At 34.9% G+C, this 25,782-nt stretch carries 19 protein-coding genes; 13 read left to right on the top strand and 6 right to left on the bottom strand.

Annotation, left to right across the window (positions count from 1 at the left end; translation table 11 throughout):
- Positions 1 to 36: 36 nt before the first annotated feature.
- The 13 genes from AB671_RS13830 (at position 37) to AB671_RS13890 (ending at position 19,630) form a co-directional block, all read left to right on the top strand.
- Complete coding sequence (locus AB671_RS13830; protein WP_066677864.1) at positions 37 to 3,330, top strand: TonB-dependent receptor; 3,294 nt, start codon at positions 37 to 39, stop codon at positions 3,328 to 3,330.
- A 305-nt stretch (positions 3,331 to 3,635) separates the two neighbouring features.
- A complete protein-coding gene (locus tag AB671_RS13835) occupies positions 3,636 to 4,910 on the top strand; it encodes a hypothetical protein (RefSeq protein WP_066677862.1) in 1,275 nt (424 codons plus the stop codon).
- A gap of 76 nt (positions 4,911 to 4,986) precedes the next feature.
- Entirely contained in the window at positions 4,987 to 6,003 is a 1,017-nt protein-coding gene (locus tag AB671_RS13840; RefSeq protein ID WP_066677861.1) for a T9SS type A sorting domain-containing protein, read from the top strand.
- Positions 6,004 to 6,266: 263 nt separating this feature from the next.
- The gene (locus AB671_RS13845) at positions 6,267 to 7,016 is read left to right on the top strand and encodes a hypothetical protein (protein ID WP_066677859.1); all 750 of its coding nucleotides are present in this window, start codon (positions 6,267 to 6,269) and stop codon (positions 7,014 to 7,016) included.
- Positions 7,017 to 7,074: 58 nt separating this feature from the next.
- Complete coding sequence (locus AB671_RS13850; RefSeq protein WP_082987318.1) at positions 7,075 to 8,415, top strand: S41 family peptidase; 1,341 nt, start codon at positions 7,075 to 7,077, stop codon at positions 8,413 to 8,415.
- 311 nt (positions 8,416 to 8,726) lie between these two features.
- A complete protein-coding gene (locus AB671_RS13855) occupies positions 8,727 to 11,228 on the top strand; it encodes a PIG-L family deacetylase (RefSeq protein ID WP_066677857.1) in 2,502 nt (833 codons plus the stop codon).
- 100 nt (positions 11,229 to 11,328) lie between these two features.
- Positions 11,329 to 13,020 (top strand): sodium:solute symporter, encoded by a 1,692-nt coding sequence (locus AB671_RS13860; protein WP_066677856.1) that lies wholly within the window; start codon positions 11,329 to 11,331, stop codon positions 13,018 to 13,020.
- Positions 13,021 to 13,043: 23 nt separating this feature from the next.
- Positions 13,044 to 13,562 carry a DUF2911 domain-containing protein gene (locus AB671_RS13865; protein WP_066677854.1) on the top strand — a complete coding sequence of 173 codons (519 nt, stop codon included), beginning with the start codon at positions 13,044 to 13,046 and terminating at the stop codon, positions 13,560 to 13,562.
- Positions 13,563 to 14,108: 546 nt separating this feature from the next.
- Positions 14,109 to 15,116, top strand: a complete 1,008-nt coding sequence (locus AB671_RS13870) for a LacI family DNA-binding transcriptional regulator (RefSeq protein WP_066677853.1) — start codon at positions 14,109 to 14,111, stop codon at positions 15,114 to 15,116.
- 37 nt (positions 15,117 to 15,153) lie between these two features.
- Positions 15,154 to 16,065 carry a carbohydrate kinase family protein gene (locus AB671_RS13875; protein ID WP_066677852.1) on the top strand — a complete coding sequence of 304 codons (912 nt, stop codon included), beginning with the start codon at positions 15,154 to 15,156 and terminating at the stop codon, positions 16,063 to 16,065.
- Positions 16,016 to 17,320: an L-fucose:H+ symporter permease gene (gene fucP / locus AB671_RS13880; RefSeq protein ID WP_228391044.1), complete on the top strand. Its 1,305-nt coding sequence runs from the start codon at positions 16,016 to 16,018 to the stop codon at positions 17,318 to 17,320. The genes AB671_RS13875 and fucP overlap by 50 nt, the downstream gene beginning before the upstream one ends.
- A gap of 4 nt (positions 17,321 to 17,324) precedes the next feature.
- Positions 17,325 to 18,734 carry a carbohydrate porin gene (locus AB671_RS13885; protein ID WP_066677850.1) on the top strand — a complete coding sequence of 470 codons (1,410 nt, stop codon included), beginning with the start codon at positions 17,325 to 17,327 and terminating at the stop codon, positions 18,732 to 18,734.
- Between the two features lie 59 nt (positions 18,735 to 18,793).
- Positions 18,794 to 19,630 carry a sugar phosphate isomerase/epimerase family protein gene (locus AB671_RS13890; RefSeq protein ID WP_066677849.1) on the top strand — a complete coding sequence of 279 codons (837 nt, stop codon included), beginning with the start codon at positions 18,794 to 18,796 and terminating at the stop codon, positions 19,628 to 19,630.
- Positions 19,631 to 19,777: 147 nt separating this feature from the next.
- Here AB671_RS13890 and AB671_RS13895 read toward each other — a convergent pair whose 3' ends face one another.
- The 6 genes from AB671_RS13895 to AB671_RS13920 form a co-directional block, all read right to left on the bottom strand.
- Positions 19,778 to 21,616, bottom strand: coding sequence for a chloride channel protein (locus tag AB671_RS13895; RefSeq protein ID WP_066677848.1), 1,839 nt, complete (start codon positions 21,614 to 21,616; stop codon positions 19,778 to 19,780).
- A 130-nt stretch (positions 21,617 to 21,746) separates the two neighbouring features.
- Complete coding sequence (locus AB671_RS13900; protein WP_066677847.1) at positions 21,747 to 22,193, bottom strand: hypothetical protein; 447 nt, start codon at positions 22,191 to 22,193, stop codon at positions 21,747 to 21,749.
- A gap of 122 nt (positions 22,194 to 22,315) precedes the next feature.
- On the bottom strand, positions 22,316 to 22,840 hold the full coding sequence (locus AB671_RS13905; protein WP_066677845.1) for a hypothetical protein: 525 nt from the start codon (positions 22,838 to 22,840) through the stop codon (positions 22,316 to 22,318).
- A gap of 96 nt (positions 22,841 to 22,936) precedes the next feature.
- A complete protein-coding gene (locus tag AB671_RS13910; RefSeq protein ID WP_066677843.1) occupies positions 22,937 to 23,722 on the bottom strand; it encodes a PhzF family phenazine biosynthesis protein in 786 nt (261 codons plus the stop codon).
- Between the two features lie 80 nt (positions 23,723 to 23,802).
- On the bottom strand, positions 23,803 to 25,218 hold the full coding sequence (locus AB671_RS13915) for a PLP-dependent aminotransferase family protein (RefSeq protein ID WP_066677842.1): 1,416 nt from the start codon (positions 25,216 to 25,218) through the stop codon (positions 23,803 to 23,805).
- A 108-nt stretch (positions 25,219 to 25,326) separates the two neighbouring features.
- The gene (locus AB671_RS13920; protein WP_066677840.1) at positions 25,327 to 25,719 is read right to left on the bottom strand and encodes a hypothetical protein; all 393 of its coding nucleotides are present in this window, start codon (positions 25,717 to 25,719) and stop codon (positions 25,327 to 25,329) included.
- Positions 25,720 to 25,782: the final 63 nt, after the last annotated feature.

The raw sequence follows: 25,782 nt of genomic DNA on the forward strand, positions 1-25,782 counted from the left end.
AAAACATAAATCTAGTAAAAAAGGAAAGTAATAAAAATGAAAAATTTTAAATGTGGGCTTGGTACTGCAGCGGTTTTTTTTGCAGTCTCATTACATTCTCAGGAATTGGTACAAAAAGTATCCTTCAGAACTACCGAAGGAAGGTCTTTAATTCAGACTCTAGAGGAATTTTCAACAAATACAGGTGTTAAATTTATCTATTCAAGCGATAATTTAAAAAATCTCAAAGTAAGAAATGCAAGCTGTATGAGTATTCCTGTGAATGAATGTATTCAAGAAATTACAAATGGTCTTCCGGTAATTTTCAGAATGCGTAATAATATGGTTTCATTAAAATACGGTGATAATAATACATTCTCAATTGGTAACGGTAGACTAACTGGGAAGATTGTTAACGAAGTAGGAGAACCTATTACGGGAGCAGTAATAAGTATTGCCGGAAAAAATGCAGTTACTGATAATAATGGAGACTTTAGTATTGAAATTAAATCAGGAATACACACGCTAATTGTTAAAGCAGAAAAATACAGCACTCTGAGAGTAGAAAAACTTACGGTTAAAAACAATGATATCAATTCAGTTTCTTTTGCTCTAAATCCTTTATCGAATAAAGAGTTCAATATTAAAGAAGTGGTTATCACTGGAACACGTAGAGGAGATACACAGGCAGGATTATTGGCTCAACAGAAAAAGGCGGCACAAATGAGTGACGGTATATCTGCGGAACAAATTTCTAAAACACCAGACAGCGATGTAGGAGCTACTCTAAAAAGAGTAACCGGAGTTACTACCGTTGATAATAAATATGTGGTCGTTCGGTCGATGGGAGAAAGATGGAATACAGCAGCTATGGATGGTATTAATTTACCAAGTACCGAAGCGTACAATAATAATTTTTCTTTTGACATTATTCCTACCGCAATGGTAGAAAGTGTAGTGGTAAGTAAAACTTCTACACCAGATATGAATGCTAGTTTTGCGGGAGGATTTGTTGAGGTGAAGACCAAAGATATACCGACCGAAGATTTTTTGAGTATGACGATGGGAACTTCATACAATGATATCACTACATTCAAAGATTTTCTTACCCGTCAAAGAGGTAAAAATGATTACTGGGGGTATGATGACGGAACAAGAAATTTCCCAAGAGGATTAGAGTCAACCGACTGGAATAATCCACTTTTCTTTGAGCAGTCTAAACAGTTTAACGATAACTTTTCGACTTTTAAAACAACAGCAGATTTAAACTCAAATTTTCAGTTTGCTTTCGGGAAAAGTTTAAAACTAAAAAACAATAATAAATGGGGATTTGCAGGTGCACTCACTGTTAGAAACGAACAAAACAAACTAGATATCGACCATACGGGAAGAGGAAACTGGCTAGATACAACAGGCCCCATAGGAAAAGATCAGCAGCAAGGATTGGCTCCCGTTAAGTTTTATGATTTCAAAAACAAAGGCGCATCTTATAATTACAATTCTACAGTGGCCGGAATGTTGAATTTTGGTCTTCAACTAGGCAAAAACAGAATATCTTTTAGAAACTCATATACCCATATTTTTGATAATACTCTTACAATGATAACGGGCTGGAATGAATATACGGGCGGAAGCGGAATGCCGGAAAACGCAGAAGCATCCTATCATTATTTTTACAACGGTGTAATTCCCAATAATGATCCTTCCCAGCTTCAGTCAATGGATAAGCCATATATAGATAATACGATGTACCCAGTCTATCAGACTTTATTACAGAATAAGCTGGAGGGAAATCATAAAATCGGAAATGCAGAGATAGGTTGGTATGCTGCAAGAACAGGAGTAGAGGCAGATACAAAAGACTATACTCAACATCAGACCTATTATAATTTTATTGGAAAAGAAATTTTGGCTTATCATCAGGTGTACAACTCGGGTAACAATTTTTCTAGAGGATTAATATCAAATAAAGAAACAGACTGGAATTTTGGAGCGTCTGTTAAATGGAATATCAATATTGAGAACTCTAAAAATGATCTTAAAGTAGGATATGCCGGAATATTAAAAAATAATACCAACCTACAAGAGAAATTCTTTCTGAGAGTTGACGAAAATAGAGATGTGCCTAATACTGAGAAAAATTCTCTGATGATGTACGGGGCTTTGTCAGAATGGTTTGACGGTTCTCGTTATACACCTGGAGGCATTGGTTGGCAGACTAGACCTTTGTATAAAAATAATAAATATGAAGGTGAGGTTATTCAGCACGCCCCATACATTATGCTAGATAATCGTTTAGGAAATAAACTTCGTTTGGTTTGGGGAGTTCGCGCAGAATATTTTAAATATAACCTTATTTCACAGCAACTAGATCCGGATGACTCTAGAAACATTACGAGAGAACCGATAGAAGATAAACCTTGGCAGTGGATGCCTTCTGCAAATTTCACCTACAGCCCGACCAACAAAATGAACCTTAGATTGGCTTATAATCGTGCTGTACTGCGTCCACAGTTTAATGAAAGGACTGGGTTGCCATATTTTGATCCAGTAGCTAATGCGCTAATATACAATACAGAACTTAGTTCATCTGTTGTGAAAAACTACGATTTTAAGTTCGAATGGTTCCCCGGATTGGGAGAGATTATTTCTGCAGGATTATATTATAAAGATATTGACAGACCCATTGAAAGAGAAGGGCATATATCTAGTGAAGGAAATTTATATCTCTATAATGGAAATTCAAAAAATGCAAAGCTGAAAGGTTTTGAAGTAGAAGTAAGGAAAAATTTAGGATTTGTTTTGAAAAATTCTTTTTTGGAAAAACTTTTCATCAGCGGTAATTTCACATATAATGATACTAAAGTAGTTGCATTTAAAAATGTTTACAGAACCGAAGATGCAGACGAAACTTTTGAAGTGGAAAGACCTTTATACGGGCAGACTCCATGGGCTTATAATCTTGGGCTTACCTACGAAGGAGAGCGTCTAGGAATGAGTTTTTTATACAATGCCAAAGGCGAACAGTACATTACAGTTGGTTATTATTATGTAGGAGAAGAGCTTCAGAGACCATATGCAGTAGCAGATGCGCAATTATCATATAAAATGCTGAAAAATAAAAACCTGGAATTTAAATTCAATGCAAGAAATATTTTTAACAGGGTTATAGAATATTATAACAATTATAATTCGTATTCAGTTCCAAAAGAAGGTTTTCATCCTAATGTAAGGGAAGGGCTTGAGCTTATGCCCGGAGCAACGGACAAATATGATAAAAATGTTGACAAAATTTTATTTCGTGCTTACCGAGGAAGAACTTTCGGATTCAGTGTAAGCTATACATTTTAATTAAAATAAATATTTAAAAAGAGCAGCGTTCATATTACTGTAAAACGATTTTTCTGATTAAAACCCGCCTTTCGGAGTTCTATTTTAATAAGGTAAAATATAGCCTAAATGCGCTTGTCAAGTGCCGGTTTTATAAAGTTGAGTTACAATTACAGTAAGCTACTTTCATGATGCTTTGCCAATTGGTATCTGAAAGAGAAATCAAAAAAAAAAGGAGACAAAAGGCATTGTCTCCCGGCTAATTAACCTGTTTTGGGCAATAAAAACGCAACGCCCGAAGCAAAAATAACTAAATTACTAATATTATGAGAAATTTCTTTCTTGTAGCGGTGGCAGCTTTGTCAATGACAGCTTGTCGTCAAAATGATTCTGTAATCGAATCAGACTCTAGTTTTGACATGAAATCAGCTTCTGCTGAATACACCAGTCAATGTTCAAAACCAGTACAGACTGTATCTGGAAATATTACTTCTTCTAATAACCACTGGACTGCAGACAAAATCTGGGAAATTGATGGTATTGTAAATGTACAGAGTGGTGTTACTCTTACTATTGAACCAGGAACTTTTATCAAAGCTAAACCAAAAACTAACAATACAGCTAGCGGTGTTTTGGTAGTACAAAAAGGAGGTAAATTAATTGCTAACGGTACTTCTACAGCTCCTATCGTATTTACAAGCTACAATTTATTAGATTGTGACGGAGATACTGGAGGTGCTCCTGGTGATTTTGGTGGAATCGTTATTTTAGGAGATGCTCCTATTAATACTGGTACGGCTACAATTGAAGGTTTGTCTGGTTCACAATACGAATACGGAGGAACTAATTCTGCTCATAATGGAGGATCTTTAACTTATGTACGTATCGAGTATGGTGGGTTTGACCTACTGGCTCCAAATTCTGGTAATGAAATCAATGGTTTAACATTAGGTGGTGTTGGAAATGCAACTACTTTAGACCATATCCAAGTATCTTATGGTAAAGATGATGCATTCGAATGGTTCGGAGGTACAGTAAATGCTTCTAACCTAATTGCTTTTGCACAAGATGATGACGGTTTCGATTTTGATAACGGGTACGTAGGAACTATTACAAATGCATTAGCTTTGGCTGATTTCAATTCTACTCATAGTCTTAGTGGTGGTAATCCAGATTCTAACGGTATTGAATTAGATAACAATGCAGGAGGAACTTCTACACCTTTATTAACGCATCCTATCATCAATGGACTTACTATTATTGGTGCTAGAAACAATACACAAGGAGCTTTATATGAGAACGGAATCCATATCAGAAGACACGGACAGCTTACTCTAAATGATGCATTGGTTACAGGATATCCTACAGGGATAAGAGTAGAAGGAACAGGTTCTGCATTGGCAGCACTTAACCTTTCTACTATTTATGCACACGGATTTACTACTGCTACCATCGGAACACCAGCTATATCTAATACAGCAACAGGTACTCCTGCAGCAACGTTCTTCTTAACAGGTACTCCATTCTTCAATAGCGGATCTTGGAGCATTGCACCAAGAACTTGGAACTATAACGGAGCTTGGACAAATTATTCATTTTAATTAATCGAGTAGTTTAATCTAAACAAAAACAGGCGGCGGCTAGCTGTCGTCTGTTTTATTTTAAATTTAATATTATATGAAAAATTTTAGACAGATTTTAGTTGCATTAAGCCTTACAGCTGCAGGTGTAATGAGCGCCCAAGATGTATTGGTTTGGGAAAATACCTTTAATACTCCGGAAGAAAGAGCTGGGTGGAGGTTTTCTGACGGAAATAACAACAATAACAACTGGAACATAGGGAAGCATATTGTTCGTCAGGCAGCATCTCCAAATATGTATGAGGAAGTTTCTCCGGATTATGTTTTAAGATATAGTGCCTATAAACCAAATGTAGTGGGTGGGCCTGCCAATTTTAAAGATGATTATATCAATGATTTTGAAGATTGGGTTATTTCACCTGCAATAGATTTAACAGGAGCTTCAGGGGATATTGTTTTAGCAGCTATGATTGGGAAGGTTAGTACCTATAGTTCTACTTCCGCAAGTAATAATACATACAGAGATATTTTTGTATATGTAAGTACTCCGGCAAAACCAGTACCAGATTTCACAGATTTTCAAGCTCTGCGTGCTAACATAACATCTGCTTATGCTAATAATCCAAATGTTGTTCCTAAAAGATTAAATGTAACAAATGCTGATTACACTGCTGCAGGTACAGCTTTATTTGTACAGGCAACGGCAGATCTTTCACAGTATTCAGGACAAAAAATTTATATTGGATTTTGGCATAATGTCAACTTTGTAAATAATTCTGCAGCAATCAGTACAATACCATTTAAAGATACAAATTCATCGAATACCTTTCAGATAGATGAAATGCAGGTTTTTGCTAATTCTAATACATTAGCTACTTCTGAGGCGAAAAATAAGCCCGTTTTCTCAGTATATCCAAATCCGGCAAGTGACGTTCTTTATTTAAAAGGAGTAAGTAAAGCAGCCGTAAAAGTATTTAGTCTTACAGGTCAACAATTGCTTTCAACAGTGGTAAATAATGGCCAGATAAATATCAGTGCATTACCAAAAGGGGTTTATAACCTAAGTTTGGAAGTTAATGGAAACTCAAGTACAGTAAAATTTATCAAGAAGTAGTAGTCTATTATAATTGTATTGATTTCAGATTTTCTCAAATAGGGAGATGCAAATGGCCACTCTTGTCTCATAACTTAAAAATATAGCCCTTTGTTTTAGAAGGCAAAGGGCTTTTATAAAAAAAAATGAAAATTTATAAAATTCAAGACCAACCGAAATAATGATGATAAGATATTATGCAAACAATGATTTAACAAGAGTTTTGGAGAAATAAAAAACTATAAAATAATAAGTATAAATAAGTGATATTTAACTACATAGATATGAGAAAAATAATAGCAATATTAATAATAGCAAATTTTTTATCCTGCACAGATGATACATTACAGCCTTATGATATATCGCAGAAACCTGCTGAAATTAATATTAAAGGATATTCCAAACCTGATGTATTACAGATTCGTCTGAACGGTGAGCCCATTTCTATAGGAGGTAATATTTCATACACAAACAACATTGCGACTCAGCTGAAGTTTGTTGTAGATAAAGGAACTACAGATGTGCTGGGAATTTATAATATCGATACGGGAAAAGAAATCAAAAAATTTAATATTAATTACGAAAATTTTGATCAATATAAAAATCTGAATTTTCTGAATCTGCCAGAAATCTTTCTTCAGGCTTCTGCTGTGAAACCAACTGTCAATCTTGGGAAAATTGGTTATGAATTTATTTTTCCTAATATAGGTGAGTTTTCAGGAAGTTCTTTGAATCAAGTTAAAGGAGTTTTGAGGCGAGATAACGGAACTGTGCTTGCAACCTTTGACGAAATTGGTAAAAATGAGTTTACTGCTGTGAAAATTTATAATAATTTTAATAACAGTGTACCCATTTATCTTGATCTCTATAAACCCAATACTAATGAGTCTTATACGGGTTCAACGCCAATAATTGTATCGTTGAAACAAGTATATATCAATAGTGACAGGGTAAATATGATTGTTCTTCAGGAAAAAATAGAAAATGGAACTGTTGTTATTAAAGGAGATATTGATGTAGCAGATTATTTATAGAAAACCAGGTATATCATTAAAAACACATAAAACATATAAAAGAGATAAAATAGAATTGATGAAAATTTTTTTAATCATAATGTTTGCTTTTTTTTCTATTGCCTCTTGCAATAGAGTGGAGGATGAGGGCGCTCCAAATTTCCCTGACGGAAGCACAGAAGCTACAAACCTTTGGGTACAGGATAGCATGAAAAGATATTATTATTGGGCAGCACATATGCCTCTAAAACCCAATTACAGTCTTCCAACAAAAGATTTCTTTAAAAGCCTCTTGTATTCTGGTGATAGGTTCTCATCAATTTTAGATAAGAATAATGCATCTACTTATCCCAAAACTGTTCGAAGTTTGTATGGTTTTGATTATGCGGTTATTCAACTTGCAGACGGTAAAGTGACAGCGGTTATAAAGTTGGTTCTAAAAAACTCTCCTGCCCAGAATATGGGATTACAACGTGGAATGATTATGACTAAAATTAACGGAACGGCAATTACTCCGAGCAATTTTAATCAATTAATATCAACCATTATCAATTCTACCGCTTTGAATCTTGCAGTCGGAAATTGGGATAACGGAAATATTATTAACGAACAGAATATTACGATACATTCTGGTTTTACATTTGATCAGCCTTTAGTTTCAAAAATCATAGAAACAAACGGAAAGAAAACAGGATATCTCTATGTCTATGATTTTCCGGATAATATGGGGCAAATATTATTACAAAAATTTTCAGAATTTAAAATAGCTGGAGTTCAAAATTTGATACTTGATTTAAGATATAATTATGGCGGTTCAGTAGCATCTGCAGCAGCATTATGTGCGATGATTCCTTCAGGGATTTCAGGATCTACCCCCTTCATTATTTATAAAGGTAACAAGAACGGTGGCGAAGTAAAAATGACCTTTGCACAACAGATTGCTTATAATAAGGGAGCTCCGGGTTTTAATGTTTTGTATAGTAATAATCTTGGGCTCAGCAAAATATATATATTGACTTCAGACAGTTCAGCGTCTGCTTCAGAGATTGTAATAAATAATTTAAAACCATTTATGGAGGTGATTCAAATAGGAGGGACGACCTTAGGAAAAGATATGGCTGGTTTTATTATTGAGGATAAACGCAATCCTCCAAAGATTTCCTGGCAGATTCACCCTATCATCTATAAAGTTTACAATGCTAATGCTGAAGGTGAATACAGCATGGGAATAGCACCTAGTGTATTTGTAAATGAATTTTCTAATTTACCTGTTTTACCGCTAGGAGACCCAAATGAAACATTGTTTTCTACAGCATTGAATAAAATATTCTCTAAGTACTCACCTTCATCAAATTCAAACAACTCTCCAAAAGTAATATGGCAGAGCGACTGGCAGCAACAATTTTCTTTAAAGAAATAAAATAAACACTCGTAAAAGTTAAATTACTATATACAAGAGAATAATTAAGTTTTCCTTTTTCATTTTACTTTCTATGAGAGCCAGCATTTGTTGGCTTTCTTTTTATTTAAATTTTGCCTAAAGAATAGTGTTTATTTACATCTAATCAATTGGTAATTAGGTGGTAATGATTGTTCTGGTGGTGTGGTATATGTCATTATGATGTTCCATAACAAAGAAACTAGAGATGCCAGATTTAGTTTCAAATTGTAATGATTACCAAGTTACAAGAAAAACGATTTACTTATATTTGCCCCGCAAAGCAAATTCAAATGTTCAAAAAAGTAATCACTGCATGTATTCTTAGTTTCTATACGGTTTTTTCGGCTCAACAGGTTCGACCTTCTAAATCATCTGAAATTTACCGTGAACTCAAAACACTTAAACACCTTCCTAAAGTTTTATACCTTGCTGCTCATCCCGATGATGAAAATACGGGTTTGCTTTCATGGTTAATCAACGACAAAAATGTAGAAACGGGCTATTTGTCTTTAACGAGAGGTGATGGTGGTCAGAATTTATTGGGAACAGAGCAAGGTGCTGCACTGGGTTTAATCAGAACACATGAGCTTTTAGAAGCAAGAAAGTTAGACGGTGCCCAACAGTTTTTTACCCGTGCGATTGATTTTGGGTTTTCTAAAAATACGACTGATACCTTTAAGCAATGGGATGAAAATAGCATTATAGCAGATGTAGTTTGGGTAATCCGTAAATTCCGTCCTGATGTGATTATTTGTCGTTTTCCTCCTACTGCTGCGGCAGGTCACGGACAACATGCGGCTTCGGCGGTGGTTGCAGAAAAAGCCTTTAAGCTGGCAGGCGACAAGACGGCTTTTCCAAATCAACTAAAATATGTGAATGTATGGCAACCAAAACGTGTATTGTGGAATACTTTCCGATTTGGAGCGGTCAATACGACAGCTGAAAATCAACTGAAAGTTACGGTTGGGCAATATGATGCGCAACTGGGAATGGGCTATGGCGAATTGGCGGGATTAAGCAGAAGTTTACATAAAAGCCAAGGTGCAGGAACACAGTCTGTAGCAGGAATTAAAACAGAGTATTTTTCCCATGTTGCCGGTGAGTCTGCTAAAACAACACTTTTTGATGGACTAACTAAAACCTGGACTTCACAAGGAAACGCTGATATTGATCAATCATTAGATAAAATTATTTCAACTTTCAATTTCAATGAGCCAGACCAGAGCTTACCTGCTTTACTTGCCTTACGAAAAAAGGTCGTGATGCTAAAAGATTCAGACCTGAAGAAGGATAAAATTAAATCTCTTGATAATATCATTTTAAGCTGTGCCGGATTTATGGGCGAAGTAGTTACCAATCAGGCTGAAGCTGTTGCCGGAGAAAATCACAATTTTAGATTAAATTTAATTTCAAGAACTGCAAATTCTGTTGTTTTAGAAAATGTAAAATGGTTGAGTCAATCAGAAAATTTCAACAGAAAACTATCAAAAGATTCTTTAATTACCATTCAGCATGATATTCAAATTCCTACAGATACAGCCCTTACAGAACCTTATTGGTTAGCAAAACCAGCTGTGAACGCGGCAACTTTCTCTGTTCCCAATGATACTTTAGTCGGTTTACCTGAGGCAGGATCACCACTAAATGTTTTGCTTGATTTAAAAATAGGCTTGGAAAAGTTTCAGGTTAAACTTCCTTTATCTTTCAAAAAATTAGACCCGGTTCGTGGTGATGTGGTCGAAGCCTTGCGCATTGTTCCTGCATTGGAACTGAAATTTACGCAACCGCTTTATTTGGTTAAAGAAAATGAAGATTTACATTTGAGTTTAAATTTTAAGGTTAATTCTAATAAACAGTTTAATAATGGAAAAGTAAACTTGTTGTATAACGGAGAACGATTAGGGGGCGGTGATTTAAAATCTATCAATGGGAAAGATTTTACTCTTGAGTATGTCATTCCTAAAACTCAGCTTGCCTCAATAAAATCAAATCAGTTGCAATTGGATGCTAATTTTATAGCAGATGGAATCACGTATAATAAAAAACAAGTATTAATTCAGTATCCGCATTTACCTTCCTTACAATATTTTACACCCGCCACTGTAGCTGTGATGAAAGGTGATATTCAGTCTAAGGCTAAAAAGGTGGGTTATTTACAAGGTGCGGGCGATTTCATTCCTGAGTTTTTACGTATTGCGGGTATTCAGGTAGATGTCCTGAAAGACGAAGATTTTTATGGCAACTTAAATGAATCTGCTGGAAATGGCAGTCAAAATAAGTTATCACAATATGACGCGATTGTATTGGGTGTTCGTGCTAATAATACAGAGAAAAAGTTGGGTCGCTGGATGCCTTTTTTATGGTCTTATGTAAAAGCTGGAGGAAATTTATTGATGCAGTATAACACCAATCAGGATACAACGGTTAACCAATTAGGAATGTACAATTTCAACATTGCCAATAAGCGGGTTACCGAAGAAAATGCTGAGGTTAAATTTTTAAATCCTAATCATAAATTACTGAATTTTCCAAACAAAATCACTGAGGATGATTTTAAAAGTTGGGTACAGGAGCGTGGCGCTTATTTCCCAGCTCAATGGGATGTAGCTTATGAACCGCTTTTTGAAATGCACGATACAAACGAAGAACCTTTGCAGGGCTCAACTTTATATGCAAAATACGGAAAAGGTAATTTCATTTATTCACCGTTGGCATTTTTCAGACAGTTACCTGCAGGAAATGTTGGTGCGGCACGTCTATTTTTAAACTTTTTATCTGCACAGAAAAACTAATGAATAATCAGCTTAAAAATTGGAATATTTGGTACATACTATTAGCAGTTGCATTAGTAGGTCAGATCGTATTTTATTATTTGTTTACTAAATTCTGGGCATGAGTACGATAGATTGGACAGTTCTTATTGTTACACTAGTTGCAGTGGTGGTTTATGGCGTATTTATCGGTCGTGGACAAAAAAGCAACGAATCATACCTGAAAGCAGATAATAAAATGCCTTGGTACATTGTGTTGATTGGAATTATGGCGACGCAGGCAAGTGCGATTACATTTCTTTCGGCACCGGGACAGGCTTACACAGACGGTATGCGTTTCGTGCAATATTACTTTGGTTTGCCTTTGGCGATGATTGTAATTTGTATCACTTTCATCCCTATTTTTCAACGTTTAAATGTTTACACTGCCTATGAATATTTAGAAAACCGTTTTGATAAAAAGACAAGGGTACTCACTTCACTGCTTTTTCTTTTTTCGAGAGGTTTATCAACGGGGATTAGTATTTACGCTCCGAGTATTATCTTATCAAGCGTTTTAAACTGGGATATTTATTTAACGAATGTTTTAACGGGTGGTATTTTGTTGATTTATACCTATGTTGGAGGTGCAAAAGCAATTGCTCACACCCAAAAAATACAGTTTCTTATTATTCTCGGAACAATGGCTTTTGCAGGATATCTTCTTATTGAAAATATGCCCAATGGAATTGGTTTTAAGGATGCACTTTATCTAGCGGGGAAATCGGAAAAGCTCAATGTAATCACCACAGAATTCGACTGGAAAGATAAATACAATATCTGGAGCGGATTAATTGGAGGCTTTTTTCTGGCACTTTCTTATTTCGGTACCGACCAAAGTCAGGTTGGACGATATATTACTGCGAAAGACAATACCAATGCAAAAATGGGTTTGCTGTTGAACGGATTGGTTAAAATTCCGATGCAGTTTGCTATTCTTCTGATTGGTGCTTTACTTTTTGCCTTCTTTTCTCTAAAACCGGCTCCGATTTATTTTAACGAACGTTCTTATCAGAATTTAAAGGAAACGCAACCGGAACAGGCAGCGGTTTTTGAAAAAGAACATCAGGATTTACAAACAAAGTTTAATGAAGAATCGAAAGAAATTTTAAAGCTAAAAGAAAACAATTCTCCTCAACTTAACAAAACAATTCAGGATTTTAAAAACACACAAACCGAAGTAAAAGCGCTTCACGGAAGGGTAGAAGAAGCGATTAATAATTCAAATTTTAATGCAGAGAAAACGGATACCAATTATATTTTCCTGTATTTCGTAAAAAATACCTTACCTGTAGGGATGATTGGTTTATTGTTTGCCGTCATTTTTCTGGCGAGCTGGGGTTCCATTTCGGCAGCGCTGAATTCCCTTGCTGCCTGTTCATTAAAAGATGTTCATTTGATATTTAAAAAAGAAATTCCAGATGATGCAACCGAATTGAAGTATAGTCGACTGCATACTTTAGCGTGGGGTATATTCTCAATTGGTGTAGCGATGTTTGCAACTCAAATGGGTTCTTTGATTGAAGCGGTGAATGTATTGGGTTCTCTTTTCTACGGTCCGATATTAGGGATTTTTCTGGTTGCATTTTACTTTAAGAAAATCACAGGTCCTAATGTATTTATTGCGGCGATTTTATCAGAAATTACGGTGATTGCCGTTTATCAGTTCGATATTGTTTCTTTCCTTTGGTTGAATGTAATCGGGGCTGCAGCAGTCATTATATTTTCTGCAATCGGGTTGCTATTTTATAAGCCGAAAGCCGTAAATTCGTAAACGAATAAATTAACAAAAATCTTATGAAAACTTTCATTAAATCAGCCACAGTTCTTGTTGCGAGTATGACAATCTCTTTTAATGCCTTTGCACAGGAAGCTAAAAAACCAGCGAGTCCTCCGGCTACTGCTACAGGAAAAATTAAAGATGCAACAATTACAATAGAATATAACAGTCCTTCTGTGAAAGGGCGTACAATCTGGGGTGATTTGGTAGCTTATGATAAAGTTTGGCGTGCAGGTGCGAATGACGCAACGACTTTTGAAACAGATAAAGATATTACCGTTCAAGGTAAAAAATTGCCTGCAGGTAAATACAGCTTTTTCTTGATTCCTAAAAAAAGCGGAACGTGGACTGCGATTTTTAACAAAGAACCAAAGCAATGGGGCGCTTATAAATATGAAGAATCTAAAGATGCTTTACGTGTAGATGTTAAAACAAAAGCTTTACCAGCAACACAAGAAGCTTTAGTTTATAAAGTAAACAAAAACGGTTTCACAATGGATTGGGATAAAATCTCGGTTCCTGTAGAGATTAAATAAATTAAAATCCTGCTAAAGCGGGATTTTTTTTGTTTAAAATCTTGATAATGCATCACCGATTACTATTGTGGTAATTTCAGTTTGTTTGTATCAAACAAAATAAGGATTTTACGCTTAAAATGTCGTACAGCCTTTATAAATAAAACCTAGAGGTTCGATACATTTACACACAGCTGCTGGTAGATTACCTATTAATACTGTTGGAACTCTGAACCCCATAATTGGTACTTCTACATGATAAAAAACAATATCTCACGAAAAATACAACGAATTATTTTAACCCAAAATAATCTCCTGAAAAAAATAATTTTACAATTATTTGAATAAACGTTTAACCAAAACTTAATATTAGCTCATCTATTTGTTAATGCTCAATTCATTTTACTTTTCATTTTATTTTTTAAATTGTTGATTTTAAATTGTTTGTGATGTTGTTTTTTAATTAAAAAAAATCGCCAAATTACATTATTTTTCTAATTGGGCAAAAAAAATCTACTATTGTTTTTTTAATATTTTATAGAATACTTTGTAGTGTAAATAAGAACTATGAAACGAGCATCCATTAAAGATATTGCTAGAATTGCCGGGGTTTCCGTGGCAACGGTTTCATATGTTCTTAATAAAAAAGAGGGAAACAGGATAAGCGAAGACACTAAGAAGAAGATCTTCGAAGTTGCTGAAACGCTTAACTATACTCCCAACAGAATAGCCAGAAGTCTTCAGAATAATAAAAGTAAACTATTAGGGCTTATTGTTGCTGATATTTCCAATGATTTTTATTCTAGTATTGCTCGTAATCTTGAGGATAAAGCTCTGAAACTTGGATATACTTTGATCATAGGAAGCTCTGATGAAAATGCAGAGAAGTTTGAAAAATTAATTGATCTATTTTCTCAGCAACAGGTAGACGGAATGATCATTGCTCCAGTGGCAGGCTCTGAAGAGGTTCTTCAAAAACTTTTAGACAGAAATTATCCTTTAGTTACCATTGATAGATATTTGAAAGGAGTAAACGCACCAGGAGTCATTTTAAATAACAGAGAGATCGCAGAAACTACGACTCAATTTTTGATCGACAAAGAGTTTGATGAAATTGTGTATGTAGGATATGAGACCAAATTACAACATCTTTTAGACAGGCAAAAAGGTTTTGAGACTAGCATTAAAGATTCAGGCACTAATAGTAAAGCTAAATATATTACGGTTGGACTTGAGAATATTAGCGGGGAGATTCATGCTGAAATGGAAAAAACATTAGGTAAGAATCCTACTAATTCAGCACTCTATTTTTCAAGTAATAAACTGGCGGTTGCAGGTCTTGAGTATCTAATCAAAAATAACATAAAAGTTCCGCAACAGGTTTTTGTTCTGGCTTTTGATGAAACAGAGGCTTACAAATTATTTCCTGCAGAAATTACTTATATCAAGCAACCATTAGAAGAAATGGCTGATGAGGCCATCAAGTTATTAGATCTTCAAATCTCAGATTATGCAGCAACTTCAAAAAAAATAACGCTGTCAGGAGAGCTGATTATCAAAAAATCAATAAAATAATTTTTTTATCATTTAGGTTAAACGTTTAACTAAAATTATGAATACAAATAAATCTTATATCGTATGCTTTGGAGAAATTCTCTGGGACATTTTCCCAAACGGATTCCGAGCAGGTGGTGCACCCTTCAATGTTGCTTATAATCTTGATAAGATGGGGGTAGAAGTGCAAATGATCAGTAAAATCGGAAACGATCAACTTGGAAACAATCTTTTGACGCAGATAAAAAACTGGGGTGTTTCAACTGACTACATCCAGGTGGATGATGAGAAAGCAACCGGAACGGTAATGGCAACCTTCGATAATCACGGAGAAGCTCATTATGATATCTTAAATAATGTAGCTTGGGATCATATTTATACAGAACCGAAACATCGTGAATTGATTCAGAATTCTGAGGCGTTTGTTTTTGGAAGTTTAATTGCCCGAAATGAAGAATCAAGAAATACCTTACTAGAGCTGATAGAGTTATCTAAATTTAGAGTATTTGATGTTAATTTCCGACCGCCTTTTATTGATTTCGATTTTATCAAAACATTATTGCATAAAGCCCATTTGGTAAAGATGAATAAAGCCGAATTGAGAACGATTATTCAATATCTTGATGAAGAATATCTTGACGAGGAGACGAGTATTCGCTTTATTCAAAAGCATTTTAATCTTAATGAGATTGTTCTTACAAAAGGGAGTAAAGGGGCAAGGTATTTTGTAGGAAAAGACAGCTTTACCTTCTCGGCAGTTTCTATTGAAGTTACCGACACAGTAGGAAGCGGAGATTCTTTCCTGGCGGGATTTTTATCAAAAAGAATTCAGGCAAAATCTCCTGAAGAAATTATGAAACAAGCGGTTTCTTTAGGCGCTTTCATCACTTCAAAATCGGGTGCCTGCCCTGATTATACTTATGACGAATTCAAAAGTTTCAGAGAAGAGCATTACACAAAAACAATTTAATACAACCATTATGAATACTGCAAAATTTACAGAGAAAAAATATTATCTGATATTAATATTTGTGATTTCTCTGTTCTTCTTTTGGGCTGTCGCCTTAACGATGGGTGACGTTTTAAATAAGCATTTCCAGAATGTTTTAAATATTTCAAAATCAAAATCTGGGCTTGTTCAGCTGTCAATATTCGGGGCTTATGCACTGATGGGAATTCCAGCGGGGTTATTTATGAAAAAGTTTGGCTACAAAATGGGGGTAATCTTGGGATTGTCACTTTTTGCGTTGGGTTCATTTCTTTTTATTCCGGCAGCCAATATGGTTTCGTTTAATTTTTTCAGGTTGGCACTTTTTGTTCTGGCAATGGGAATGGCAACTTTAGAAACCGTAGCGCATCCTTTCGTCGCAGCATTAGGAGATGAAAAAACAAGCGACCAGCGTGTTAATTTTGCACAGTCTTTTAATGGATTAGGCGCAATTATCGGTCCTTTGTTGGGCGGTTTTTTCATCTTCGGAAACGGAGAGGTTGAGAATAACTCATTAGATTCTGTAAAAGATCTTTACACCTGGATCGGGGTGGTAATCTTAACAATAACCATTATTTTTTCTTTTGTTAAAGTTCCCAACTTGAAAGACCCTCATGCAGAAGATATTGAGGTTTCAGATAGCGAAAATGGTGGTGAAGGGGACGTTTCAGACCCGCACGCGCCACTTTATAAACAAAGACATTTCATTTTTGCAGTTATTGCTCAGTTTTTCAATATCGCTGCGCAAGGCGGAACGTGGGCGTATTTCATCAATTATGGTGTAGAAAAAATGCATCTTCCGGAGATCCAGGCTTCTTATTATTTTTCATTAAGTATGGCGATGATGATGATTGGGCGTTTCGTAGGAACATTCTTAATGAAGTTTATCGCTCCCAATAAACTGCTTGCCATCTTTACGGTTTGTAATATTGTGTTGTGTTTAATTATTTCACAAAGTTGGGGTTGGACATCTTTTATCAGTTTAATATTATTGAATTTATTCTTAAGTGTGATGTATCCTACCATTTTTAGTCTTGGTTTGAAAAGGCTGGGTAGTAAAGTGCCACAAGCTTCTTCATTTTTGGTAATGGCAATGTTTGGCGGAGCTGTTTTTCCTCCTTTAATGGGAAAGATTGCTGAAACTGATATTGCTCACGCTTATCTACTTCCAATTATTTGTTACGTTTTTATCTTGCTTTTTGCTTTGAAATTCTACAAGCCTAAAACTTTAAAATAAATCGATGAAAACGAAGATTTTATCTTACTGGTGCATCTTTTTATTATGCATCAGCAGTAATTCTTATGCCCAAATTGTAATTACCAATAAAGACTTTTCTTTTGGTACAACGGGTAGAATCGGAGCTGGTTATTCGCCAAATGCTGATGGAAAAACTGGTAGACAGTTGAATCTTAATAATCAAGGCTCGCTCGGAGGAAGAATGGATCAAGGGGATTATGTAGATTTTTTGCCGGCTTTTCATTTTACTCCTGTTGTGAATGGTGACAGTGTAAAAAGCACAAAAATTGACATGCAGGCGAGGCTGAGTTTTTATTCTGGAGGAACTTTTTTGGGAAATGTAGATTCAAAATCAAATCAGGGGATGATTATCGCTTTACCAGAAGCTTTTGTAGAAGCTCGAAATATTATGGGGAGTGATTGGGATGTTTGGGCTGGTTCTCGTTGGTTGAGATATGATGATGTACATATTGCCGATTATTTTTACTTTGATGACCATTCGGCGACAGGCTGGGGAGTGATACATAAAAACACTCGATTTTCAATGTTCTTTCCTGCGGCAATAGATACAGCAGCGAGTAATTCGACGCCTTATTCTTATACGAACGTTATTAGCGGAACTAAAAGTTTGATTTACAGACAAAGGGAAGTTTTTATTTTAGAACATATTATTCCATTTAAAAATAATAATCAAAAACTAAAACTTCTAGCTGAGTTTCATAATGTCGAAAAATCGGGAAATAAGTCTGTAGAAAAATATCCTTCAGATCATGGTTGGGTGTTGGGGGCAAAATTAAATTCGAATATTAAGACAAAAATCACAGGCTCATTCAATCAAATATCTTTACGATATGGAAGCGGAATCGCCAATGGAGGTGACGGAGGAAATACACAAACCTGGAGAACATATGGCGCTCCCGATGCATTGACCAAAACTTACAAAGATGCTTATTCATTGACATTGGTTGAGCATATTTTGTTAAACCTTTCCAATAAATGGTCAGTTAATGCCTATGCAGTTTATACCCAAAGTAAAGGCGGAGCAGAAAGTGATAATAAGGCTGTAGATTATTATCAAAGAGAAATTTTTAATAAGAAATCTGAATTTAACACGGGTTTACGAGCGACTTATTATTTCAATAATTGGTTTCATCTTCTTTCAGAATTACATTTTGCATCTAGAAAAGATGGAACACAGAATTCTGCATCAATGACAAAATTAGTGCTGGCTCCAACGATCGTTCCGACTGCAGAAAGAAGTGTTTGGGCAAGACCTCACATCCGTTTGATCGCTGAACTTTCTAGATATAATAACCAGGCAATGACGAGTCTTTATTCACCGTTTTTACAACAATCTGGAGCAAAGAGATTCGGAACTTACTTTGGAGTAAGAACAGAATGGTGGATCTTTTAAAATAAAATTTGTTTAATTTTTTTGAGTTGAAACAAACTCATCATCTAAATCTTAAAAAAATGAATGTAAAATTAGGAACTTCTCTTCTTTCTTGGATTACCCCAAACTGGAATCCTGAAGCGGGAAAATATGCAATAGAAAAAACGGCAAATGCAGGTTTTGACTTAATAGAAATTCTTCTGCCAACTTCAATGGAATTTAATTCAAAAGCAGTAAAACAACAATTGAAAAATAATAATCTCGATGTTGTTTGTTCATTAAATTTACCAAAAGAAGCGCATATTGCGTTTTATCCAAAAGCTGCTGAAAATCTAATCAAGCAGGCAATTGACAAAACATCAGAATTAGAAACTGATTTCCTTGGCGGTGTTCTTCATGGTGGGATTGGAGTTTTTTCAGGAAACCCTCTCTCTGAAAATGAAGCAGAGATTATTGTCGAAGTTTGGAGCAATGTTGCTGACTATGCTAAAGAAAAAGGTATTAATATAGGAATTGAACCGATTAATCGTTATGAATCTTATGTTTGTAATACAGCAGAAAATGTTTTAAATCTAATAGAGAGAACGGGAAAAGATAATTTATTCCTTCATCTCGATACTTTTCACATGAATATTGAAGAGAATAATTTTTATGACCCCATTATTTTGGCCGGAAAGAAATTAAAACACCTACACATCACAGAATCTCACCGCGGAATGCTTGGCGAAGGAACAGTGAATTGGAATGAATTATTCAAGGCGTTAACAGAAATTAATTTTGAAGGAAATTTAGTTTTAGAAAATTTTTCATCTTCGATTCCGGGAATGCAACAAGCAGTTTCGTTATGGCAGAAATCAGTCTATGAAGCTGAGGAACTTGCTGTGAAAAGCCTGGAATTTTTAAGAAACAGGCTTTAGTCCATTATCTTAAACAGGAAATTTCTTGTTGGTGAAAAAGTGTTTATTTCAACTTACGCGATGGCAAAAATTTGAATTAAAAATAATAAATGTTTCAGTAAAATTTAAATAAGTTTTAAAGCTAAATCAATTGTGAGAAGGTTATTATTATGAATAATCTTTCAGCAACTGTCTGTAGCTTGTAAGAATCGCAGATTTTGATATAAATCCGACAAATCTATTTTCGTCATCAACGACAGGAAGATGCCACGTATCGGTATCATCAAACAACTGAATAATGGTTACAGGTTTATCATTTAAATGCACAAGCGTTTCAGGAACTTTTACCAATTTAGAAATATTCAATTCTTGATTTTCATTAAATAAATAAGGGCGAATATCATCTAAAGTAACTATGCCTTTCAATTTATTCTCGTCATCTAAAACGGCAAAATTATTCTTTTTCCCATTGCTGATGAGGTTATAAAGTTCTTGTAAAGAAGAATTTTCATTGATAATCTGAGAATTAAAATCGATGAAGTCTTTGGTCTGTAACGAAGACAAAAGATTGTTGTCGTGCTTATGTGTAAATATTTTGCCTTGGTCTGCTAAGTTTTTTAATTCGGGTGAAATAGGAGCAAACCATTTGGCAATAAGATAAGACATCACTGCAACAATCATCAGTGGAATAAATAAATCGTACCCAAAACTAGATTCTGCAATTAGGAAAATAGCCGTAAGAGGAGCATACAATACACCGCTCATAGCACCCGCCATTCCTACCAAAATAAGATTAGTAACAGGAACGTTAGAAAAACCTAAGTTTTGACAAATCACGGCAAATAAAAACCCTACAGAACCTCCTGCAAATAGGGAAGGAGCAAAATTTCCACCATTTCCCCCACTAAAGATGGTAAATGAAGTTGCAAAAGCTTTTAAAAGACAGACTAAAACCAAAAATACAATCACAGTCCATTCTTTTATTTCAAAATACCTGAAAAGACTGTTATTGATGACAGAATTGATATTACCATTCGTAAAGTCTTTCACTGTATCATAACCTTCACCAAATAAAGGAGGGAAAAGTACACACAATAAAGAAAGTACAGCACCACCAAACATTGCTTTTTTGAGCCTTGAAAGCTGCAAACCATGGATGAAATGTTCTACTTTTTGTGAGACAACAACAAAATATCTAGCATAAAAACCCGTTAGAAGCCCAAGAATTAGATAATAAGGAACATTATAATAATTAAAAGGTTCACGGGTATAAAACCTGAATAATACATCTTCCTGAAGTAATATTCTTGATAATAAACTTCCACAAACTGCTGCAACAACCAAAGGAATAAAATCTGTGAATACCACTCCGGTAAGCAGAATCTCAAATGCAAACATAATTCCTGCAATCGGAGCATTGAAAGCTGAAGCAATTCCTGCAGTGGCACCTGCAGCCAAAAGAAGCGTTCTTTCTTTGTAGCTTAACCTGTAAGTTCTTGCGTAATTAGAACCAATGGCAGCGCCTGTAACAGCAATAGGGCTTTCGATTCCGGCAGAGCCTCCCAATCCAACGGTTACCGCACTTTGTATCACCTGTGAATACATTTTCACATTCGACACAATACTTGAATTTTGGGCAATCTCGTATAAAATCGCTCCAATTCCTTTTCTGTCTTGCCCTTTAAATAAGGTAATTACAATAAGAGCTGTTAAGACAATCCCAAGAAATGGAAAAAGAATGTAGAAGATAATCTGATATTCAAAATGTACCTCATGGGTAATAAAATGATGAATATTGTGTACAAATGTTTTTAAAATAACGCCCGCCAATCCCGCAGTGCATCCTACAAGAATACCTGACAGGATGAGAAACTGATTTCTGCTTAAATGATTCTTAAGCCAATGAAGAATAATCTCATAGCTACGTGCTTTTTTGAGACCATATTGTTGAAAATCTCGTCTAAATTTAAGAAAACTTACGAATTTTTTTTTGTTGTGGAAATTCACCTTGAAATAAATGAAGTAATTATTAATATACCTATCTCGCAAAGATATTAAAATGAATCGACAACTCTTAAGTGATATAAAGTGTATGTTTCTATCCCGTTTTCAAATTTGCATAATAGCTTTACAAACTTTAGTCAATTTTATACATTTTAATGCCATCAGCATTGGCGTTCAATAGCATGTTATCTCTGATGATGTAGTTTTCCCATGCGCCGTTTCCATTATTTTGATTAAAATTTAAAGTCTTCATTACTTTACCTTTATTGTCGATGAGAACATATTGTAATGTTTTTGTCTTGGCATCTTCAACGATCATCCATGAAGTTTCTCCCTGATTAAAGGTGTCAAAATGCATTTCACTCCAGCCTAATTTTTCGTAAGGAATAACGGTAGAAGTAATGGCATTGGTCGCTAAATTGAGATAATAATATTTGAGATAGGTGCGTTTATCCCCATATTCTCCGGGAAAAGTGCAGACCATCGTTAAAATGTTTTTATTGATATAGCTGTCAAGAAAATATTCTGTTTTAGGTGATTTTAAAGAAATTTCAGAGTATTTTCCATTTTTGTACGCCATAATATGTGGCTGATTGGGATGGATGTAATTTCCGAATAAGAATATATTCGATTGATCGACTACAATTTTCTTGGGTGTCGCCAGATATTGTGTGCTTGTATGCCTTACAAACTTTTTAGTATCTAAATTATAATTGATGATTTCATTCTTAAAATCAGCGGAGTAGGTGTGCCGTTAGAAATTCTATAGCCGAAAATTAGATTCGAGCCATTGATTACGATATTTGAAGGACTGTTGAAAGTTCGCCCAAAATTCACCTTGTTTTCTATTGTACCATCCAGATTAATGGTGAACAATTTCATAAAAACATCTTCATCTCCTCCTTCAGCTTTTCCCTGAACCACCAAAGCAAAAATTTTGTCTTTATGTCTTTTTACAGCAAAAATTTTATTGGTATGTTCATCGCTTATTTTCAGCGTCCATTTAGGTTTTAGATTGGTATCATAATGTATTAAATAAGCGTCACAAGCATTTCCGTCATTGATTACGGTCTTGAAACTGAATCCGGCACAGTAAATATCCTCATCAACCCAATCTACATCTTCCACATATTCTACCATGTCAAAAGTCGCTTTGGTCACCAATTGCTGACCAAAAGCGATAGAGCTAAAAGACGTCACAGCAAAGAATAAAGCTCTTATTTTCATATCAAAATTATTTCTACAAAAATAATGAGTTGAGAGATATATCAGAGATTTAACTTTATAATATCGGTTTGATGTACATTTCAAAAAATCTTTTCATTAAATTGAAATATAACCTTCCATGTATAAAACTGCATTTCCGCCTAGTTCAACTCTGTCGTTGAGGAGCCTGCAATTTAATTTTCCACTTCTGCTTGAATATTGAAATGCCGTCAGTTCAGTTTTCTCTAATGTTTTTGCCCAATATGGAGCGAGTGTTGTATGAGCAAAACCACAAACCGGATCTTCGTTTACTCCAACACCGGGAGCAAAAAATCTAGATACAAAATCGCTGTTGTTACCTTTTGCTGTAACAATAAGCCCTCTTGCATCTAATTTTGAAATGATTTCTAAATTTGGACGTATTGAAATAATATCTTCTTCATTTTCAAATACTAACATGTAATCTGTTTTTCCTTTGAAAGTTGCTTTTGGTGTTTTATTAGTTGAATTTAATAAATCTTCCGTGATTTCTGTTTCAGAATAATAATCTGCAGGAAAATTAAGTAAAAACTGATTTTCTTTGATTTCTACACTTAATTTTCCGCTTTGAACCGTCTGAAAATTGATCAGGTTTCCTTTAAAGCCTTCCAAATGATGCAAAACATAAGCACTTGCTAAAGTAGCGTGTCCACATAAAGCGACTTCAACGGTTGGGGTAAACCATCTGATTTCAAAATCATCTTCTTTGGGAACATAGAATGCAGTTTCGGCAAGATTGTTTTCTGCTGCAATTTTCTGTAAAGTTTCTTCCGGCAACCATTCTTCGAGAGGACAAACTGCCGCAGGATTTCCTTTAAATACTTCATCGGTAAATGCATCAACCTGATATATTTTTAATTTCATTGTTTTTGATTTTAAGTCAAAGTTCAGAAATAAATATGATGGATCACAGATACAGAAATGTGTAATTTGATGGATACAGTTTAGAGTGCGTTCTTAACGATAGTTCCTAATCTTTTCAGATCATTTTGAAGACCTTCGTCCCATTTTAAAGCAAAATTCAGTCTCATGCAATTATTAAACTGATCATGCTGCGTAAACATCCGACCGGGTGCAAAACTTATATTTTGTTTCACAGCAACATCGTAGAGTTGTGCCGTGTCAATTCTATTATCTAACTCCAGCCAAAGCACAAATCCGCCTTGTGGCTGAGATATTTTCGTGTTTTCAGGGAAATATTCTTCAACGGCTCTTTGATATTTCAGACAATTAGTATGAAGTTTTTGTCTAAATCCTCTTAAATGATGATCGTACCTTCCGTTTTCCAAAAAATCAGCAATTACTTCCTGATAAAGAGGTGGTGTAGAAATCGTCTGAATAAGCTTCTGCCTCAAAATTTTCTCTTTATATTTTCCCGGAGCTACCCAGCCCACTCTGTAACCGGGAGCCAAAGTTTTGGAAACAGAACCGCACCACATTACAATTCCCGATTCATCAAAGGCTTTGCAGGGTTTTGGTCTGCTTGTACCAAAGTAAAGATTACCATACAGATCATCTTCTATTAACGGAATATTGTGGTACGTAAGCAATTGTACCAGTTCTTTTTTTGTTTCTTCAGGCATCAAAGAACCTAAAGGATTACTGAAATTACTAATAAAACAGCACGCATTGATCTTATGAATGACTTTTTTTAAAGCTTCAATATCAACTCCTGTAACGGGATGAGTGGGCAATTCGATCACATTCAGACCCATTGCTTTTGCAATCTGAATAATTCCAAAATACACAGGGCTTTCAATGGCAAGTGTGTCGCCTCGTTTTGTAACCGCCATCAGACAATTAAAGATAGCATTCATCGCTCCTGAAGTTGTAATTAAATCGTCTTCAGTAATTTTTCCTTCTAAAACGAGAGACCATTTTGCAATATTTCTTCTTAGATTCAGGCTTCCCTCCAAAGGTTCGTAAGCAGTTCCGCTACCTTCTAAGTTTCTTATTGTTTTAATGACTCCCTTATTTAATTTTGCAATAGGTAAGAAACTGGGATCTGGAACTCCCAAAGAAAATTGTCGTATATCTTTGTAATGCAGCGTGTCGAATACTTTACTGATGAGGTCTTCAGGATCAGATTCATTCTGACAGATTTCAGGTTTACTGATTGAGGGAAGAGCGCATTTTCTCTGTGATGTTTTGCTGACGTAGTACCCCGATTTCGGTCTCGATTCAATAAGAGATTTGCTTTCTAATTCTAAAAAAGCCAGTTTTACGGTATTGAGACTTACGTCATATATTTTCTGAACAGAACGTATGGATGGCAATTTATCTCCAATTCTTAAAGTTTCAGACAGAATTTGATCTTCTAAAATTTTTGCAATTTTTACATAAAGGATTTCCTTCGTCATTATCGTATGTTCTGTTTTGAGTAAATTTATTAAAATTATGGTTCTAAATCTCAAATAATAGTTCGTAGAAATTTAGAAAATTGTAATGTTGATCATTAAATCTAATGATCATCTAGACCAGTTCAACCAATCTACCATTCTTGTGATCGAATTTTTCATTCCTTTATGGTCTAATTCTTTTTTAGATATATACTTTTGCTTTGATTGATCAATGAATCTACTCTCCAAATCTCCAAAAGAATATTCAGGATTGATGATCACCTTGAAAATGATCTCTTCAGAACTATTGACCGTAAAATATGAGTATCCGATAATTAGATTTCCTTCAACCAGTTTATAGATAGGAAATCCAAATTCTTCAGTCAGCTTAGGTTGTTCAAAATTTGTACTTTCCTTCTCAATTCCTGTTTGGGAAAAATATAGATCTGTAATTTTAGTTAAATCGGAGAGATGTACAGGTTCAAATTTTAAAGCTGTTTTCTCTTTTATTGTTGTGGGCATATTGTTTTTATTATGTAAACAAATTTATTTACATCAACCCAATAATTACAGATACAGAAATGA

The organism is Chryseobacterium sp. BGARF1, from assembly GCF_001677955.1.
In the GTDB taxonomy this organism is placed as follows: Bacteria; Bacteroidota; Bacteroidia; order Flavobacteriales; family Weeksellaceae; genus Chryseobacterium.

Coding starts and splice junctions, on each gene's coding strand:
- AB671_RS13830 (WP_066677864.1), top strand. CDS start 37: ATGAAAAATTTTAAATGTGGGCTTGGTACTGCAGCGGTTTTTTTTGCA.
- AB671_RS13835 (WP_066677862.1), top strand. CDS start 3,636: ATGAGAAATTTCTTTCTTGTAGCGGTGGCAGCTTTGTCAATGACAGCT.
- AB671_RS13840 (WP_066677861.1), top strand. CDS start 4,987: ATGAAAAATTTTAGACAGATTTTAGTTGCATTAAGCCTTACAGCTGCA.
- AB671_RS13845 (WP_066677859.1), top strand. CDS start 6,267: ATGAGAAAAATAATAGCAATATTAATAATAGCAAATTTTTTATCCTGC.
- AB671_RS13850 (WP_082987318.1), top strand. CDS start 7,075: ATGAAAATTTTTTTAATCATAATGTTTGCTTTTTTTTCTATTGCCTCT.
- AB671_RS13855 (WP_066677857.1), top strand. CDS start 8,727: ATGTTCAAAAAAGTAATCACTGCATGTATTCTTAGTTTCTATACGGTT.
- AB671_RS13860 (WP_066677856.1), top strand. CDS start 11,329: ATGAGTACGATAGATTGGACAGTTCTTATTGTTACACTAGTTGCAGTG.
- AB671_RS13865 (WP_066677854.1), top strand. CDS start 13,044: ATGAAAACTTTCATTAAATCAGCCACAGTTCTTGTTGCGAGTATGACA.
- AB671_RS13870 (WP_066677853.1), top strand. CDS start 14,109: ATGAAACGAGCATCCATTAAAGATATTGCTAGAATTGCCGGGGTTTCC.
- AB671_RS13875 (WP_066677852.1), top strand. CDS start 15,154: ATGAATACAAATAAATCTTATATCGTATGCTTTGGAGAAATTCTCTGG.
- fucP (WP_228391044.1), top strand. CDS start 16,016: ATGACGAATTCAAAAGTTTCAGAGAAGAGCATTACACAAAAACAATTT.
- AB671_RS13885 (WP_066677850.1), top strand. CDS start 17,325: ATGAAAACGAAGATTTTATCTTACTGGTGCATCTTTTTATTATGCATC.
- AB671_RS13890 (WP_066677849.1), top strand. CDS start 18,794: ATGAATGTAAAATTAGGAACTTCTCTTCTTTCTTGGATTACCCCAAAC.
- AB671_RS13900 (WP_066677847.1), bottom strand. CDS start 22,193: ATGGCGTACAAAAATGGAAAATACTCTGAAATTTCTTTAAAATCACCT.
- AB671_RS13905 (WP_066677845.1), bottom strand. CDS start 22,840: ATGAAAATAAGAGCTTTATTCTTTGCTGTGACGTCTTTTAGCTCTATC.
- AB671_RS13910 (WP_066677843.1), bottom strand. CDS start 23,722: ATGAAATTAAAAATATATCAGGTTGATGCATTTACCGATGAAGTATTT.
- AB671_RS13915 (WP_066677842.1), bottom strand. CDS start 25,218: ATGACGAAGGAAATCCTTTATGTAAAAATTGCAAAAATTTTAGAAGAT.
- AB671_RS13920 (WP_066677840.1), bottom strand. CDS start 25,719: ATGCCCACAACAATAAAAGAGAAAACAGCTTTAAAATTTGAACCTGTA.